The sequence below is a fragment of the Pauljensenia hongkongensis genome (genome assembly GCF_001746855.1).
GTDB lineage: Bacteria > Actinomycetota > Actinomycetes > Actinomycetales > Actinomycetaceae > Pauljensenia > Pauljensenia hongkongensis.
In genome coordinates, this window is the sequence record NZ_CP017298.1 from 72,328 (window position 1) to 88,339 (window position 16,012).

The following is a 16,012-nucleotide window of genomic DNA, read 5'->3' on the forward strand; positions in this document are numbered from 1 at the left end:
AGGCACTGCCAGCACTGGCGCCCTGCGCACCCCGCTCCTGCACCAGCCTGGTCGGCGGAGCCCAGCCTGGTGCCTTCCGCGCCGCCCGCCCCGGCCCGGTCGGCGGAGCCGGCCCCCGCCTCGTCGGCCGCGCGCTCGGCGTCGAGCCTGGCCTGGAGGGCGGCGGGCGACTCGTCGCCCTCGAGGACGGGGTGGAAGCACGCGTAGGTGTGCGCGCCCTCGCCGCCGAGGCCGGGGTAGGCCGCGCGGCACTGGTCCGTGGCCCACAGGCAGCGCGCCGCGAAACGGCAGCCGACCGGCAGGTCCGTCAGCGAGGGCGGGGCGCCGGGGATCGAGAACAGCCTGGTGCGCTCGGCCAGGGCGCGCTCGGGCAGGGCCGCCATCAGCGAGCTCGTGTACCGGTGGCGGGGCTCGGTGAACAGGGTCCTCGTGGGGGCCGTCTCCACGATGCGCCCCGCGTACATGACGGACACGCGGTCGGTGTGCCCGGCGACCACGCCCAGGTCGTGGGTGATGAGGATGACGCCCATCTGGTACTCGTCGCGCAGCTCGTCGATGAGGTCGAGGATCTGCATCTGCGTCGTCACGTCCAGGGCCGTGGTCGGCTCGTCGGCGATGAGGATGCGCGGCTGGCACACCAGCGCCATGGCGATCATGACGCGCTGGCGCATGCCGCCCGACAGCTGGTGCGGGTAGGAGTTGATGACCGACTCGGGGCGGGGCATCCCCACGCGCTTGAGGATCTCGACGGCGCGGGCCAGTGCCTCCTTCTTCGGCATCTTCTCGTGCACGCGCAACGGCTCGCACACCTGCAGCCCGATCTTCATGGTCGGGTTCAGGCTGGTGAGCGGGTCCTGGAAGATCATGCCGACCTTCGTGCCGCGCAGTTTGCGCACCGACGCGGGGGGCATCGAGGTGAGATCCTCGCCCTCCAGGAGCATCGACCCCGAGGACACGCGCCCGCCCTGGGGCAGCAGGCCCATCAGGGACAGGGCCGTCATGGTCTTGCCGGAGCCGGACTCACCCACGACGCCCAGGGTCTCCCCGGCGTTGACGACCAGGTCGACGCCCGACAGCGCCCGGACCACGCCGGAGCGGATCTCGATGTCGGTGTGCAGGTCCTTGATTTCTAGGAGCGGAGTTGGAGTGGACATGGTCACCTCTTGCGCAGGCGGACTTCGAAGGCGTCGCGAAGGCCGTCCCCGATGAAATTGAACGACAGGACCAGCAGGATGATCGCGATGCCGGGCGGGAAGATCAGCCACCAGTTGCCCGAGTACACGTCGGACTGGCCGTTGGAGAGCATCGCGCCCCAGTCCGTGGCCGGCGGGGGAGCGCCCAGGCCCAGGAACGACAGGTAGGCCACGTAGAGGATGGCGTCGGCGACCTGGAAGGTGGCGTTGACGATGACCGTGCCGATCGTGTTGCGCACGATGTGCGTGCGGATCGCGCGGGGCATCGACCCGCCCATGCCCCGCATCGCCATCACGTACTCGCGGGTGCGCAGGGACAGGGCCTCGCCGCGGATCAGGCGGGACGTGCCCAGCCATGACAGGGCCGCCATGATCGCGATGAGGACGGGGACCGTCGGGGGGATCATCGTGGCGATGAGCATGAACAGGAAGAGGACGGGGATCGACATCATCGAGTCCACGATGCGCATCATGAGCGCGTCGACCCAGCCGCCCACGAACCCGGCGATCGCCCCGTAGGCGGTGCCGATGGCCGTGGCGAAGGTGCCGGCGAAGATGCCGACGACGATCGAGGTCTTGCCGCCCTCCATGAGGCGCCCCAGCTGGTCGTAGCCGACTTTGTCGGTGCCCAGGGGGTGCTCGGCGGACGGGGGGAGCACCGAGTTCATCAGGTCCGTGTGGATCTGGTCGGTGCGCCACAGCAGGGGGCCCGCGAAGGAGAAGAGGACGAGCAGCGCCAGGAGGACCACTCCGAAGACGGCCAGCCTGTTCTCCATGAACACCTGGAGGCCCTGGAGCTTCGTGGACGCGCGCTTGGCGCGCTGCCGGGGGACCGCCCCCGCGGGGGCCTGTGCGGGTACTGCGCTCATTTGCTGCGACCTGCCAATCGGATACGTGGGTCGGCTGCGGCGTAGAGGAAGTCCGCCAGCAGGGCGCCGACGACCGTGGCGAGGGCGACGATCAGGGTGACGCCCAGCAGGATCGGGTAGTCGCGTCGGCCGGTGGCCTGCCAGTAGAGGTAGCCCATGCCGTTGAAGTTGAAGAGGGTCTCGATGACCAGGGCGCCGCAGAACATCGCCGGTATGTACAGGCCGATCATCGTGATGACGGGGAACATCGCGTTGCGCAGCGTGTGGACGAAGACGACGCGCACCTCGGACAGGCCCTTGGCGCGGGCGGTCCGCACGTACTGCTCGTTGAGGTTGTCCACCATGGAGGAGCGCACGTAGCGGGCGTAGGCGGCGATGGTGCCGATCGACAGGGCGCACACGGGCAGGACCAGGTGGTCCCACTGCTCCCACATGACGGCGAGGTCCTGGCCCTGGGGGGCCTCGCCCGGCAGGATCGGCCACACCTGCGAGAAGAGGACGATGAGGAGCAGGCCCGCGAAGAAGATCGGCGTCGAGTAGGCCAGCAGGCAGCCGATGGTGATGACGTAGTCGGGGGCCTTGTTGCGCTTGACCGCTTGGAACACGCCGAGCGGCACGGCGATGAGCAGGGCGAGGACGGTGGAGAGCAGGGAGAGGAAGATCGTGCGGGGCAGGCGCACGGCCAGCAGCGTCTTGACGGACTGGTTGTGCTGGTACGAGTAGCCGAAGTCGCCGTGCGCGATCTTGCCGATGTAGGTGACGTACTGCTCGACGATGGGCCGGTCGTAGCCGTTCTCGTGGTCGAAGGCGTCGAGCTGCTCCTGGGTGGCGTCCTTGCCCAGCGCCGCCCGGGCCGCGCCGCCGGGCTGCGACTGGAGGAGTGCGAAGGTGACGATGGTGACCAGGAAGACGACGACGACCGCCTGGCCCAACCGTTTGAGGAGGTATTTCAGCATTGCGGGCTCCGAGGTGTGGGCTGGGCGGGCCCGTCAGGGGCAGTGGGTCCCCGGCGGGCCCGCCCTTCCTTCATGATCCGGGGTGGTGGGAGGGTCACTGCTGCTTCCAGGACCAGTCCTCGGGCCAGGTGTCGCCCGTGGCGTCGATGTCCCCGAGGTCGAGGCCGCTCTTGACGGCTGTGATCTGGTAGTAGGGGTTGGGCATCCACAGGACCGGCAGGTCCTCGGCCAGGTAGTCGTTGTACTCGGCCAGGGCGTTCGCGTCGGACGACTTCGTCGAGGCGGTGATCAGCTCGTCGGCCTTCTCGGAGGAGTACTGGCCCAGGTTGACGGGCGCCTTGGTGGCGAAGAGGCGCTCGCCGGAGGCGTAGATCGGGTAGCCCCACGAGGTCTGGGATCCGAAGAACGACAGGTCCCACGTGCAGGGGGTCTCGTCGTCGCACACCTGCGAGGCGCCCACGGAGTCGGGCAGCTCCTGCATGTCGATGCCGATGCCGAGCTTGCGGAACTGGGAGATGACCTCCTCGAACATCTGGTGGGTCGAGGCGAAACCGGACTGGGAGTTGAGCTTGAAGTTCATGGAGTCCCCGGCCTCGATGCCCTCGCCGCACTGGTTGTCCCCGGTGCCCGGGTTCTCGCAGGTGGAGGCGCCGTCGGGGACGATCTTCCAGCCGTGGTCCTCCAGGAGCTTCTGGGCGGCCGCGGGGTCGAACTGGTAGGCGCAGCCCTCCATCGTGCCGACCTTCTCAGGGGACATGGGGACGGGCCCGCAGGTGGGCGAGGCCGTGCCGTTCCAGACCTTGTCGGACAGGGTCTTCTGGTCGATGAGCTGCTGCATGGCCTGGCGGATGTACTTCTGGTTGATGAACTTCGAGCCGGAGGCCTGGGGGGCGAAGTTCAGTGCGAGGTAGGTGATGGAGTTGCCGGGCCACAGGAAGACCGTGTACCCCTTGGCCTCGACGGCGCTCTTCTGGCCGTACTGGGCGGCGGGGATGTAGCCGAAGTCGATGCCGCCCGAGCGCACCGTGTTGAACTCGGCGTCGTCACCGGTGAACGCCTTGTAGATGAGTTTGTCGATCTTGGGCTTGTCCTCGCCCCAGTAGTTCTCGTTGGGGACCAGTTCCAGGCCCTGGTCGGGCGTGAAGGTGGAGAGCTTCCACGGGCCGTTCACGGTCTGCCACAGGGGGTTGGTGGCGTAGGTGGACAGGTTCTTGGCCTCGGCCGTGAGGAAGGCGAAGACCTTCTGGGCGCCCTCGGGAGTGCGGTCCATGTCGCTCACGGCGGCGTCGGCCGAGTCCTTGTCCCAGGCGTGCTGGGGCAGCAGCGCCACCTTGTTGATCTGGTTGTCGATGAACCAGTCGGGGGCGAACTTCTCCTCAGTGGTGATGGAGAAGGTGTGCTCGTCCTTGACGTCCAGGGTGGCGCCGTCGGGGAAGAAGCCCTCCTTGTAGGAGGCCCACTCCTCCTTGTTGTTGGTGACCAGGTTCCACCAGAACTCGATGTCGCGCGTGGTCACGGGCGTCCCGTCGGACCACTTGGCGTCCTGGCGCAGGGCGATGGTGTAGGTGAGGCCGTCCTCGGACACCTCGGGCACGGTGCCCAGGGACTTGGGGAGGTTGATCCTGTAGGGGGTGTCGGAGGTCGACTTGTAGGCGAAGAGGGGGCGGTACATCGCTTGGATGAAGTTCCCGTTCTCGCCCTGGGTGTAGCCCTTGGCGGAGACGGGGAAGATCCAGTTCGGGGTGCGCGAGGCCATGGTGACCTCGTTCTTCCCGGTTTCCGAGGTGGCGGCCCGGTTCCCGCCGCCGCAGGCGGTCAAGCCGAGCGCGGCGGTCATCGCGAGGGCGAGGACCCCGCTGACCAGCCGCTTCTTTCTGGGGTTCATGACTACTCCACATCAACATTGATCGGGTGGGCTCCGAGGGGGAGACCCCTCAGACGGTCCAATATTAGGACATCTCGCGCCCAGTTCGTGCAGAAATGGCGAAAGATTGAGAATATTACGGTCATGTAACGTTGGGTTTGGCGAAACAAGCCCCAAATTCCGGATGATGCGTAATAATGGTTCCGCGTTCATAGGTGAATGCCGTATGTTGAAGAGGTCCAAGAACCCAGGTGAGGAGGGGCCATGGCCGCTCAAAGCGTCGAGGACGCGATCATCGCGCTCATAGGCTCGGGCCAGGCGCGCACCCGCGCAGACATCGTCAAGCGCACCGGACTGGCGGCCTCCACCATCTCCGCGGCCGTCTCCCGCCTCGTCGACTCCGGAGCCATCAACGAGACCGAGGAGTCCGTCTCCACCGGAGGGCGCCGCGCCCGCATGCTCGCCCCCGCCGACGCCGGGGGAGTGGGCGCCCTCATCGAACTCGGCGCCCACCACGCGCTCCTGGCGCTCACCGACCCGGACACCGGGATCACCGAGCCCACCAGCGCCCCCATCAACATCGCCGACGGGCCGCGCCGCGTCCTGACCGCCCTGCGCGACGCCATCACCCGCCTGGAGGAGGCCCACGGCCGCACCGCCACCCGCATCGCCGTCGCCGTGCCCGGCCCCGTCGACGCCCCCCGCTCACGGGTCATCAGGCCCGCGCGCATGCCCGGCTGGGACGGCGTCGACTTCGCCGCGCTCATCCGCCAGGAGACGGGCATGGCGGCCTCCATCGAGAACGACGCCCGGGCGGGGGCCATGGGCGAACTCGTCTACCGCAGGAGGGAGGGCGCCGGAGCCGACGGCGCCAACCCCCTCATCTACGTCAAAGCCGGAAGCGCCATCGGGGGCGCCCTCCTCATCGACGGCTCCCCGGTGGAGGGCGCCGACGGGCTGGCCGGCGACATCTCCCACATCCCCGTCCCCGCCGCCGCCTCGCGGCCCTGCAAATGCGGCAACGTCGGATGCCTGGAGACCATCGCCTCCGCCGACGCCATCCGCGCGGACCTGGCCGCCTCCGGCGTCTCCTTCGACTCCAACGCCTCCCTGCTCAACGCCGCCCGCGACGGCATACCCGAAGTGGCCACGGCCATACGCTCCGCCGGCATCCTCCTGGGCGAGTCCCTCGCCCACATCGTGTCCTTCCTCAACCCCCGCGCCGTCATCATCGGCGGCGCGCTCTCCGCCGTGGACGCCCACGTCGCCGGAGTGCGCCAGGCCCTCCACCAGTCGTGCCTCCCCTCTATCATGGACTCCCTGGTGATCGAGTCCTCCCGGACGGGGCGCGCCGCGGCGCTGTGGGGGCTCACAACATCAACACCCACGCTCCCGAAGGAGAATCGCCCATGACCAGACCCCGTGTCGCCGTGGCCGGCATCCACATCGAGTCCTCGACCTTCACCCCCTACGCCTCCACCGCCGACGACTTCATCGTCACCCGGGGGGCCGACCTGCTCGACCGCTTCTACTGGATCGACGAGGACTGGGCCCGCCAGATCGAATGGATCCCCGTCCTCCACGCCCGCGCACTGCCCGGCGGCGTCGTTCAGCGCGGCGCCTACGACGCCTGGAAGGCCGAGATCCTCCAGGGTCTGGCGGCGGCGGGTCCCCTCGACGGCCTTTTCTTCGACATCCACGGCGCCATGAGCGTGCAGGGCATGGACGACGCCGAGGGCGACCTCATCACCGCCATCCGGGGGGTCATCGGCCCCGACCCCATGGTGAGCGCCTCCATGGACCTGCACGGCAACGTCTCCCAGGACCTCTTCGAGGGCTGCGACCTGCTCACGTGCTACCGCCTGGCCCCCCACGAGGACGCCCTCGAATCGCGCCGCCGCGCCGCCCACAACCTGGGCCGGCGCCTGCTGGACGGCGCCCCCAAGCCCGTCAAGGCCCTGGTGCACGTCCCCATCCTGCTCCCCGGGGAGAAGACCTCCACACGCATCGAGCCCGCCAAGTCCCTCTACAAGATGATCGACCCCGTCGAGGCGATGGACGGCATCGTCGACGCGGCCATCTGGATCGGATTCGCCTGGGCCGACCAGCCCCGCTGCAAGGGAGCGGTCGTCGTCACCGGAGACGACGCCGACCTCGTGAAAGAGCAGGCCGAGCGGATCGGCCGCTACTTCTGGGACGTGCGCGAGCGCTTCGAGTTCGTCGCCCCCGTCGCCACCATGGAGGAGTGCCTGGCTGCCGCAGAGGAGGGCCCCAAGCCCTTCTTCATCTCCGACTCCGGCGACAACCCGGGCGCGGGGGGAGCCGATGACGTGACCGTCGCGCTCGCCGCCCTCCTCGCCTGGAAGCCCGTCCAAGAGGCGAGCCTGGACGTCGTCCACGCCTCGATCATCGACCCCGACGCGGCCGGCGTCGCGTGGGAGGCCGGTGTGGGCGCCGAGGTCGACACCCAGGTGGGCGGCCGCATCGACACGCGCGAACCCGGCCCCATCCGCGTCCACGCCACCGTCGAGGCGCTCGCCGACGACCCCGTGGGCGGGCGCACGGCCCTGCTGCGCACGGGTGGCCTGCGCTTCATCGTCACGACGAAGCGCAACCAGTACACGATGTTCAGCCAGTTCGCCCTCCTCGGCGTCGACATCACCACAGCGGATGTCGTCGTCGTCAAGATCGGATACTTGGAGCCCGACCTGTACAACACGCAGAAGGGCTGGCTCATGGCCCTCACCCCCGGCGGCGTCGACCAGGACCTGGTGAGGCTGGGCCACCACCGGATCGACCGCCCGATGTTCCCCTTCGACCCGGACATGGCCGACCCCGGTCTGCGGGCACAGGTCGTGGAGCCGTGAGCGGCGGCGACGGCTCGCCCGGACCCGTTTTCGCGGGCATCGACATCGGGGGGACCTCCATCAAATGGATGGTCGTGGACGAGGCCGGAGACGTCCTCGACGAGGGCGCAGAGCCCACGGACCGGGAGGCCGTCGCCTCCCAGGTGGGGGGCACCGGCCAGCGCCTCGCCCGCAGCCACCCGGGACTGGCCGGCTTCGGCCTGATCTGCCCCGGCCTCGTGGACGAGAAGACCGGGACCGTCGTCTACGCCGCCAACCTCGAGCTGCGCGGGGCGTGGCTGGCGCGCGCAGTCGAGGAGGCCACGGGCGTGCCCGCCGCCCTCATGCACGACGGGCGCGCCGCCGGCCTGGCCGAGGGGCTCCTCGGCGCGGGGCGGGGGGCCTCCTCCTTCCTCATGATGCCGATCGGCACGGGCATCTCCGTGGCGCTCATGCTCGGAGACGTCCTGTGGAGCGGAGCGGCCTTCAGCGCCGGGGAGGTCGGGCACGCCCCCGTCTTCCCCGGCGGGGAGCCCTGCCGCTGCGGCTCGCGGGGGTGCCTGGAGGTCTACGCCTCAGCCAAGGGCATCGCGCGCCGCTACGAGCAGGCCACCGGGGAGGACATCGGCGCCAAGGCCGTCGAGGCGGGGATCGGCTCCGACCCGGTGGCGAGTGAGGTGTGGGGGACCGCAGTGCGGGCCCTCGCCCTCTCGCTCACCCACATGACGCTCACCGTCGACGTCGAGCGCATCATCATCGGCGGAGGGCTGTCCCACGCCGGAGAGCACCTGCTGGCGCCCCTGCGCCAGGAGTTCGCGTCGATGCTGACCTTCCGCGACGCCCCCGAGATCGTGCGGGCCCGCCTGGGCGGGGCGGGCGGGCGCTGGGGCGCGGCGGTCCTGGCCGCCAGGGTGGGCGGCTCGACCAGCTACGAGAGGTGGCAGCCGTGACCGTCGTCGAGATCTGCGTCGAGGACGCACTGGGCGCCCGCCGGGCCCACGACGGGGGAGCGGATCGCATCGAGATCTGCCGGGACCTGTCCTGCGGTGGCCTGACCCCCGCCTTCGACGAGGTGGCGGCCGCCCTTGAGGTGGCGCCCACCGGTGGCGTCCAGGTGCTCGTGCGCCCACGCCCCGGGGACTTCGTCCACACGCGCGAGGAAGTTGATCGTATCGCCTCCGACATCGTGACCCTGTCGGCGCTTGGTCGGGGAGCGCCCGTGCGCCTCGGCTTCGTCGTTGGTGTTCTCACTCGCGACGGGCAGATCGACGTGGACGCGGCCGCGCGCCTGCGCGACGAGGCGGGGGGAGCGCCCCTGACCTTCCACCGCGGCTTCGACCAGGTGGAGGACCAGGACCGCGGACTCGACGTCCTCATGGAGCTGGGCTACGACCGGGTTCTCACCACGGGGGGAGACCCCGCGGTGGCCAGGCCCGGGGCCCTGGCCCGCCTCGTGGCCCGGGCGGGGGAGGACATCATCATCCTGGTCTCCGGCGGCCTGCGCGCCCACAACGTCGCCGGGGTCGTGGCGGCCTCGGGCGCGCGCGAAGTCCACATGCGCGCCCCCGGATCCGATGGGACGGACGAGGCGGAGGTGCGCCGGATCACCACGGCGCTGCGCGGGACCGGAGGGACCGGCCGATGAGGGCGGGGCCGCGCCCGTGAGCCCCGGGGGCGGCGCCGCTCGTGACCCCGGGTGGGGCGCCGCTCGTGACCCAGGGCGCGGCGTCCCTTGTGAGCCCTTGGAGAGGCGCCCCCCGCGCCGACCCGGCTCCTCAGGCGCGCCGACCCGGCCCCTCAGGCGCCCTTGCGGGTGCCGAGCACCCACTGCGCGTGCTCGGCGGGCATCGGCGGCGCCTGGCCGCCGAAGACGGGGCACAGGGAGCGCACCCCGCACCAGTTGCACAGGGGGTTCTTGCGGGGCGCGAAGCCGTCGCCGCGCACATCCGCCTCGATGCGGCCCCACAGCTCCTCCACGCGCTCCTCGAAGCGCTCGATGTCGCCGGGGAAGGGATCCAGGGTGAGGACCCGCCCGGACTTGAGGTACACCAACTGCATGCGGGCGGGCAGGACCGCGGTGCGCATGAGCAGGAGGGCGTAGAAGCGCATCTGGAAGAGCGCCTCCTCTGTGAAGCGCGGAGAGGGGGCCTTCCCGGTCTTGTAGTCGACGACACGCAGCCTCCCGTCGGGGGCGCGGTCGATGCGGTCGATGAAACCGCGCAGGCGCACGCCCGCCCGCGTCGACGCCTCGACGTTCTTCTCGCGCGCCCACGGGGCGATCCACTTCGGGTCCTCGATGGCGAAGTACTGGCCGAGCACGGCCCGGACCTCGCCCAGCCACCGCTGGCGGTCCCCGTCGTCGTCGAAGAGGGCGCCCACGGTGGGATCCCGGCGGAGCAGCGCCTCGAAACGGTCCCCGACCATCTCCTGGGCGGCCTCCTCCGTGCGCCCCGGGGCCTCCAGCCCGTACAGGTCCTCCAGGACGGCGTGGATGAGCGTGCCCATCGCCGTGGCGCGCGTCGCCGGCTCGCGGTACCCGTCGATGACGTGGAGGCGGTACTGCAGGGGGCAGCGCTCGTACTCCTTGGCGCGCGAGGCGGACAGGGCGGGCTCCCACGAGCGGGGCCCGGGGCGGGGGGCGATCACTTCCGTCATGGGTGACACGCTACCGCGCCGCACGCGCGTGTGCGGCGCCGTCAGTGGAGCCATCGCCGTGAATACTGCGCCGCACGGGCGTGTGCGGCGCCGCAATGGCGGCCCGGCCCCCACGCGATAGACTTCACCCGATGGACACTCAACGAAATACGGGAGGGGCCCGGGCACCCCTCGGTCAGTCCGGCCGCAGGGGGGCGCTCGCGCACGGCGACCGCGTCCAAGTGCGCGACCCCAAGGGCCGCTACCACCAGGTCGTCCTGGTCGCGGGCGGGCGGTTCCAGTCGAACCGCGGGGGATTCGACCACGACGACGTCATCGGGCGCCCCGACGGGCAGGTCGTCACCACCGAGGAGGGCCGCCAGTTCCAGATCCTGCGGCCCCTGCGGGCCGACTACGTGATGGCGATGCCGCGCGGCGCCGCCGTCGTCTACCCCAAGGACGCGGGCGTCATCACCCACATGGGGGACGTGTTCCCCGGCGCCACAGTGGTCGAGGCGGGGGCCGGGTCCGGCGCCCTGTCGATGGCGCTGCTCGACGCCGTCGGCGAGGGCGGGCGCCTGGTCTCCGTGGAGAGGCGGGAGGACTTCGCCCAGATCGCCGCGGCTAACGTGGACCTGTGGTTCGGCCGGCGCCACCCCGCGTGGGACCTCCGCGTCGGCGACGTGGCCGATGTCCTCGACTCCCTCGAGGAGGCCAGCGTGGACCGGGTGGTCCTGGACATGCTGGCCCCGTGGGAGAACATCGGCCCCCTCACCCGCGCCCTCGTCCCCGGCGGCGTGCTCACCTGCTACGTCGCCACAGTCACGCAGATGTCGCGCCTGGTCGAGGACCTGCGCGCCTCCGGGCGCTTCACCGACCCCGTCGCCTGGGAGGACATGCGCCGCGAGTGGCACCTGGACGGGCTGGCGGTGCGCCCCGCGCACCGCATGGTCGCCCACACGGGCTTCCTGGTGGTGGCGCGCCTCCTGGCGCCCGGGGTCCTCCCGCAGGAGCGCGCCAAGCGCCCGGCGAAGGCCGCCGAGGGCAAGGGCGGCGCCTGGGACCAGGAGGAGGGCTGGACGCCGGAGGGAGTCGGGCAGCGCGTGAACTCCGACAAGAAAGTCCGCAAGGTCCGCCGCGGCCTCGCCGCCCAAGCGGCCACGTGGGTGGACGGCGGATCCCGCGACGGGGAGGGGGCCCGCGATGACTGACGGCGCCGACACCGCGCGCCTGCAGCGCCAGGTCGTGTCCCTGACGGAGAAGAACGCCCGCCTCACCGAGGCCCTGACCCGCACGCGCTCCGAACTGGTGCGCATCAAGGCGGAACTGGCGGACGTGAACCGCCCGCCCCAGTCGCTGGCCACCTTCCTGCGCGCCGACGAGCGCGAGCGCCAGATCGAGGTGTTCACGGGCGGCAGGGTCATGCGGGTCGCGGCCTCCCCCCGCCTCGACGTCGCGGGCCTGTCCCACGGGCAGAGGGTGCGCCTGGACGACCAGATGGTCGCCGTGGCCGCCTCGGACTACCCGCGCTCTGGCACGGTCGTGTCCGTCCTGGAAATGGTCGGCGACGACAGGGTCCTGGTCTCCTCCGAGGGCGGCGCCGAGCAGATGCTGGTCCTGGCGGGCCCGCTGCGCCACGGGAACCTGCGCCCAGGCGACTCCCTGGTGGCCGACACCCGCACGGGCACCGCCCTGGAGCGGATCGTGCGCGAGGACGTCGAGCAGCTGCTCGCCCCGGAGGTGCCCGACACCTCCTACGACGACATCGGCGGCCTCGACGCCCAGATCCAGCAGGTGCGCGACGCGGTGGAACTGCCCTTCACGCACCCCGAGCTCTTCCGCGACTACGGGCTGCGCCCGCCCAAGGGCATCCTGCTGTACGGGCCCCCCGGCTCGGGCAAGACCCTGATCGCCAAGGCCGTCGCGAACTCCCTGTCGCGCGGGCGCGACGGGGCTCAGACGTACTTCCTGTCCATCAAGGGGCCGGAGCTGCTCAACAAGTTCGTGGGCGAGACGGAGCGCCAGATCCGCGCGATCTTCGCCAGGGCGCGCGCCCTGGCCGCCTCCGACACGCCGGTCGTGGTCTTCTTCGACGAGATGGAGGCGCTGTTCCGCACGCGGGGCACGGGCGTGTCCAGCGATGTCGAGACGATGATCGTGCCGCAGCTGCTGGCCGAGATGGACGGGGTGGAGTCCCTGGACAACGTCGTCATCATCGGCGCGTCGAACCGCGCCGACATGATCGACCCGGCGGTGCTGCGGCCCGGGCGCCTCGACGTGCGCATCCGCGTGGACCGGCCCGACCGCGCCGGGGCCCTCGACATCTTCTCCAAGTACCTCACCCCCTCCGTGCCGATCAGGCGCGACGAGGTCGAGCGCCACGGGGGAGTGGGGGCCGCCGTCGAGAGGATGCGGGAGGCCGCCGTCGAGCGCCTCTACGTCGACGACGAGACGACCGCGCTGTTCGTCGCCACTCTGGCCTCGGGCGGCACGAGGCGCATCTACCTGTCCGACCTGGTCTCCGGCGCCCTGATCGCCGGTGTCGTCGAACGGGCGAAGAAGCACGCGATCAAGGACGCGCTGGGCGGCGGCGCCCCCGGGCTGGGCATGGACCACCTCATGGAGGGCCTGGCCGAGGAGATGCGCGAGTCCCTGGAGCTGGCGGCCACCGCCTCCCCGCAGGACTGGGCGCGCACGTCGGGCCTGGGGGCGGAGATCGTGGGCGTCAAACCGATAGGGGCGAGGGAATGAGCGGCGGGCGCGTCATCGGAACGGAGACCGAGTACGGGGTGTACCGGCCCGGCGACCCGTGGGCGAACCCGATCGCCCTGTCGGCCGCCGTGGTCGACGCCTACGCCCAGGTGTCGCGGGAGCGCACGCCCGCGCGGGGGGCGCCGCCCGTGCGGTGGGACTACACGGGGGAGGACCCCCTCAACGACTTGCGGGGCATGCGCATGTCGCGGGCGGCGGCCGACCCGTCGTTGCTCACCGACGACCCGTACCACCTGGCGCCCTCGGGCGGCCACGAGCGGGTCGCCCGCCCCACCCCCGAGGAGCTGGCGCTGCCCGCCGCGACGACGGCGGTGCTGGCCAACGGCGCCCGCCTCTACGTGGACCACGCCCACCCCGAGTACTCGGCCCCGGAGGCCCTGGGCGCCGTGGACGCCGTGCTGTGGGACCGCGCCGGCGAGGTCGTGGCCCGCCGCGCCATGGAGGCGGTCGAGGCGTCGGGCCGGGGCCCCGTCGTGCTGGTGAAGAACAACACCGACGGCAAGGGCGCCGCCTACGGCGCCCACGAGAACTACCAGGTCCCCCGGGCCACGGACTTCGACGCCCTCGTGCGCGCCCTCACGCCCTTCATGGTGACCCGCCCCGTCGTGTGCGGGGCGGGGCGCGTCGGCATCGGGCAGCGCAGTGAGGCGCCCGGCTTCCAGATGTCCCAGCGCGCCGACTTCGTGGAGAACGAGGTGGGCCTGGAGACCACCTTCAACAGGCCGATCATCAACACCCGCGACGAGCCCCACGCCGACCCGGCGCGGTGGCGCCGCCTCCACGTCATCGGGGGCGACGCGAACATGTTCGACTACTCCGCGCTCCTGCGCCTGGGGACGACCTCCCTGGTGCTGTGGGCCATCGAGCAGGGCACGGACCTGAGGTGGGACTCGCTCGTCCTCGACGACCCGGTCCAGGAGACATGGAACGTCTCACACCACCCGGACCTCGACTACCGGATCTCCACCGCGGGGGGCGGGTCCTACACGGCCGCCGAGCTCCAACAGGTCTACCTCGACCTCGTCCTCGACGCCTTCGACGAGGCGGGGGCACAGCCGAGCGGGGACGATAGGCTGGTCCTGGAGCAGTGGCAGTCGGTGCTCGACCGGATGCGCGCGGACCTGTTCTCAGTGGCCGCGGAAGTCGAATGGGTCTGCAAGTACCAGCTGCTGCTCCGCCAGCGCGAGCGCGCGTGCCTCCAGTGGTCCGACCCCCGCCTGGCGGCCATCGACTTGCAGTGGGCGGACCTGCGGCCCAGCCACGGCCTCGTCCACCGCCTCGACCGGGCGGGAGCGGTCAAACGCCTTTTCGCCCCCGAGCGGGTGGAGGCCGCCGCGGACGAGCCGCCGGCCAACACCCGGGCACGGGCGCGCGGCGAGGCGGTGGCGAACCGCCCGGACCTGGTCAAGGCGTCGTGGACCTCGCTGGTCTTCGACCCCGGCCAGGGGGACCTGCTGCGGTACCCGATCGCCGACGCCCGCGGCGCCTGACGCCGAAAGAAGGAAGGAAACCATGTCCCAATCCCAGATCCACGCCGGATCCCCCGCCCCCGAGGGCGGCGAGGAGCAGGCCGGCCAGGTGCGGGCCCGCACGCAGTCGGTGGACGAGCTGCTCGACCAGATCGACTCGGTGCTCGAGACCAACGCCGAGGCCTTCGTCCAGGGCTTCGTCCAGAAGGGCGGCCAATAACGTGAGGCGCCGCGTCGTCGGGATCGAAACGGAGCACGGGCTGCTCGCCGCCCCCGCCTCGGGGGACGGGCCGTGCATGGACGCGGAGCACGCCGCCCGCCAGCTCTTCGAGCCGCTGCTGCGGCGGGGGCGCTCCTCGAACCTCTTCCTGCGCAACGGGGGGCGGCTCTACCTCGACGTCGGCTCCCACCCCGAGTACGCGACGGCCGAGTGCGACCGCCTGGAGGACCTGCTCGAGCAGGACCGGGCCGGGTCCCTCATGCTGGCGGACCTGGCGTCCCAGGCGGACGAGGCGATGGCGGCCCTGGGCGAGGACCTGCGGGTGCACCTCTTCCGCAACAACCTCGACTCCCAGGGCAACTCCTACGGCTGCCACGAGAACTACATGCTGCACCGCAGGCGCGACTTCCGGCAGGTCGCCGACGCGCTGGTGTCCTTCTTCATCAGCCGCTTGGTCCTGGTGGGCAATGGGTGGATCAACCTGTCGGGCGCCCGGCCCCGCCTGGAGTTCTCCCAGCGCGCCAACCAGATGTGGGACGCGGTCTCCTCCGCCACCACGCGCTCGCGCCCCATCATCAACACGCGCGACGAGCCTCTGGCCGACTCCGGCTCCTACAGGCGCATGCACGTCATAGTCGGCGACACCAACGTCGCCGAGCCCACGACCGCGCTCAAGATCGGGATGACGTGGATGCTGCTCGACGCCGTCGAGGACGGCCTGCGCATCGAGGACCTCGCCCTGGCCGATCCGATGCGCGCGATCCGCCAGATCAACGCGGACCTGTCGGGGGCCGCCCCCATCGAACTCGCGTCGGGGGCGCGCACCACCCCCGTCGCCCTCCAAAGGGAGATCCGCTCCCGGGTCCTGAGCGCCATCGGCCCCGACTCCCTCGACGAGGCGCACCGCTACGTCGCGGACCTGTGGGGCCGCGGCCTCGACGCCATCGAGTCGGGGGACTGGAGCGGGGTCGACACGGAACTGGACATCGCGATCAAACGCAGGCTCCTCGACTCCTACACTGCCCGGACCGGGGCCGACTACGCCGATCCGCGCGTCGCCCGCCTGGAACTGGGCTACCACGACATCACCGCCCAGGGGCTGCGCGACCGGATGGAGGCCGCGGGGCTCATGAAGCGCCTCACCAGCCCCGGGGGCGCCTCGCGGGCCCTCACGGCCCCGCCGGCCACG

14 protein-coding genes are annotated in these 16,012 nt (G+C 71.2%); 9 read left to right on the forward strand and 5 right to left on the reverse strand.

Features of this window, described 5'->3' with window-relative positions; genetic code table 11:
- From BH719_RS00325 to BH719_RS00340, 4 genes are all read right to left on the reverse strand, one after another.
- Positions 1-1,154, reverse strand: a 1,154-nt coding sequence (locus tag BH719_RS00325) for an ABC transporter ATP-binding protein (protein WP_157098228.1), incomplete at its 3' end; no start/stop codon positions are given.
- Between the two features lie 2 nt (positions 1,155-1,156).
- Positions 1,157-2,062 carry an ABC transporter permease gene (locus BH719_RS00330; protein ID WP_009399735.1) on the reverse strand — a complete coding sequence of 302 codons (906 nt, stop codon included), beginning with the start codon at positions 2,060-2,062 and terminating at the stop codon, positions 1,157-1,159.
- Positions 2,059-3,018, reverse strand: a complete 960-nt coding sequence (locus BH719_RS00335) for an ABC transporter permease (RefSeq protein ID WP_009399737.1) — start codon at positions 3,016-3,018, stop codon at positions 2,059-2,061. The genes BH719_RS00330 and BH719_RS00335 overlap by 4 nt, the downstream gene beginning before the upstream one ends.
- Before the next feature lie 94 nt (positions 3,019-3,112).
- Entirely contained in the window at positions 3,113-4,903 is a 1,791-nt protein-coding gene (locus BH719_RS00340; protein WP_009399739.1) for a peptide ABC transporter substrate-binding protein, read from the reverse strand.
- 243 nt (positions 4,904-5,146) lie between these two features.
- Between BH719_RS00340 and BH719_RS00345 the strand changes: the two genes are divergently transcribed.
- Genes BH719_RS00345 through BH719_RS00360 form a run of 4 tightly spaced genes read left to right on the forward strand, consistent with a single transcriptional unit; the run spans position 5,147 to position 9,373 of the window.
- Positions 5,147-6,295, forward strand: a complete 1,149-nt coding sequence (locus BH719_RS00345; RefSeq protein ID WP_009399741.1) for an ROK family transcriptional regulator — start codon at positions 5,147-5,149, stop codon at positions 6,293-6,295.
- Positions 6,292-7,749 carry a M81 family metallopeptidase gene (locus tag BH719_RS00350; RefSeq protein WP_009399742.1) on the forward strand — a complete coding sequence of 486 codons (1,458 nt, stop codon included), beginning with the start codon at positions 6,292-6,294 and terminating at the stop codon, positions 7,747-7,749. The genes BH719_RS00345 and BH719_RS00350 overlap by 4 nt, the downstream gene beginning before the upstream one ends.
- Positions 7,746-8,678: an ROK family protein gene (locus BH719_RS00355; RefSeq protein WP_009399743.1), complete on the forward strand. Its 933-nt coding sequence runs from the start codon at positions 7,746-7,748 to the stop codon at positions 8,676-8,678. Before BH719_RS00350 ends, BH719_RS00355 begins: the two co-directional genes overlap by 4 nt.
- A complete protein-coding gene (locus BH719_RS00360; protein ID WP_034255440.1) occupies positions 8,675-9,373 on the forward strand; it encodes a copper homeostasis protein CutC in 699 nt (232 codons plus the stop codon). The genes BH719_RS00355 and BH719_RS00360 overlap by 4 nt, the downstream gene beginning before the upstream one ends.
- 152 nt (positions 9,374-9,525) lie before the next feature.
- Here the strand turns inward: BH719_RS00360 and BH719_RS00365 are convergent, their stop codons facing one another.
- Positions 9,526-10,383: a RecB family exonuclease gene (locus BH719_RS00365; protein WP_009399745.1), complete on the reverse strand. Its 858-nt coding sequence runs from the start codon at positions 10,381-10,383 to the stop codon at positions 9,526-9,528.
- 131 nt (positions 10,384-10,514) lie between these two features.
- Between BH719_RS00365 and BH719_RS00370 the strand changes: the two genes are divergently transcribed.
- The 5 genes from BH719_RS00370 to BH719_RS00390 form a co-directional block, all read left to right on the forward strand.
- A complete protein-coding gene (locus tag BH719_RS00370; protein ID WP_009399746.1) occupies positions 10,515-11,573 on the forward strand; it encodes a tRNA (adenine-N1)-methyltransferase in 1,059 nt (352 codons plus the stop codon).
- Positions 11,566-13,113 carry a proteasome ATPase gene (arc, locus tag BH719_RS00375; protein WP_009399748.1) on the forward strand — a complete coding sequence of 516 codons (1,548 nt, stop codon included), beginning with the start codon at positions 11,566-11,568 and terminating at the stop codon, positions 13,111-13,113. The genes BH719_RS00370 and arc overlap by 8 nt, the downstream gene beginning before the upstream one ends.
- Positions 13,110-14,624: a depupylase/deamidase Dop gene (dop, locus tag BH719_RS00380; protein ID WP_009399749.1), complete on the forward strand. Its 1,515-nt coding sequence runs from the start codon at positions 13,110-13,112 to the stop codon at positions 14,622-14,624. Before arc ends, dop begins: the two co-directional genes overlap by 4 nt.
- 22 nt (positions 14,625-14,646) lie before the next feature.
- Complete coding sequence (locus BH719_RS00385) at positions 14,647-14,823, forward strand: ubiquitin-like protein Pup (protein ID WP_005868634.1); 177 nt, start codon at positions 14,647-14,649, stop codon at positions 14,821-14,823.
- Position 14,824: 1 nt separating this feature from the next.
- Positions 14,825-16,012, forward strand: a 1,188-nt coding sequence (locus tag BH719_RS00390) for a proteasome accessory factor PafA2 family protein (RefSeq protein ID WP_009399754.1), incomplete at its 3' end; no start/stop codon positions are given.

Coding starts and splice junctions, on each gene's coding strand:
- dop (WP_009399749.1), top strand. CDS start 13,110: ATGAGCGGCGGGCGCGTCATCGGAACGGAGACCGAGTACGGGGTGTAC.
- BH719_RS00335 (WP_009399737.1), bottom strand. CDS start 3,018: ATGCTGAAATACCTCCTCAAACGGTTGGGCCAGGCGGTCGTCGTCGTC.
- BH719_RS00345 (WP_009399741.1), top strand. CDS start 5,147: ATGGCCGCTCAAAGCGTCGAGGACGCGATCATCGCGCTCATAGGCTCG.
- arc (WP_009399748.1), top strand. CDS start 11,566: ATGACTGACGGCGCCGACACCGCGCGCCTGCAGCGCCAGGTCGTGTCC.
- BH719_RS00365 (WP_009399745.1), bottom strand. CDS start 10,383: ATGACGGAAGTGATCGCCCCCCGCCCCGGGCCCCGCTCGTGGGAGCCC.
- BH719_RS00370 (WP_009399746.1), top strand. CDS start 10,515: ATGGACACTCAACGAAATACGGGAGGGGCCCGGGCACCCCTCGGTCAG.
- BH719_RS00350 (WP_009399742.1), top strand. CDS start 6,292: ATGACCAGACCCCGTGTCGCCGTGGCCGGCATCCACATCGAGTCCTCG.
- BH719_RS00340 (WP_009399739.1), bottom strand. CDS start 4,903: ATGAACCCCAGAAAGAAGCGGCTGGTCAGCGGGGTCCTCGCCCTCGCG.
- BH719_RS00385 (WP_005868634.1), top strand. CDS start 14,647: ATGTCCCAATCCCAGATCCACGCCGGATCCCCCGCCCCCGAGGGCGGC.
- BH719_RS00330 (WP_009399735.1), bottom strand. CDS start 2,062: ATGAGCGCAGTACCCGCACAGGCCCCCGCGGGGGCGGTCCCCCGGCAG.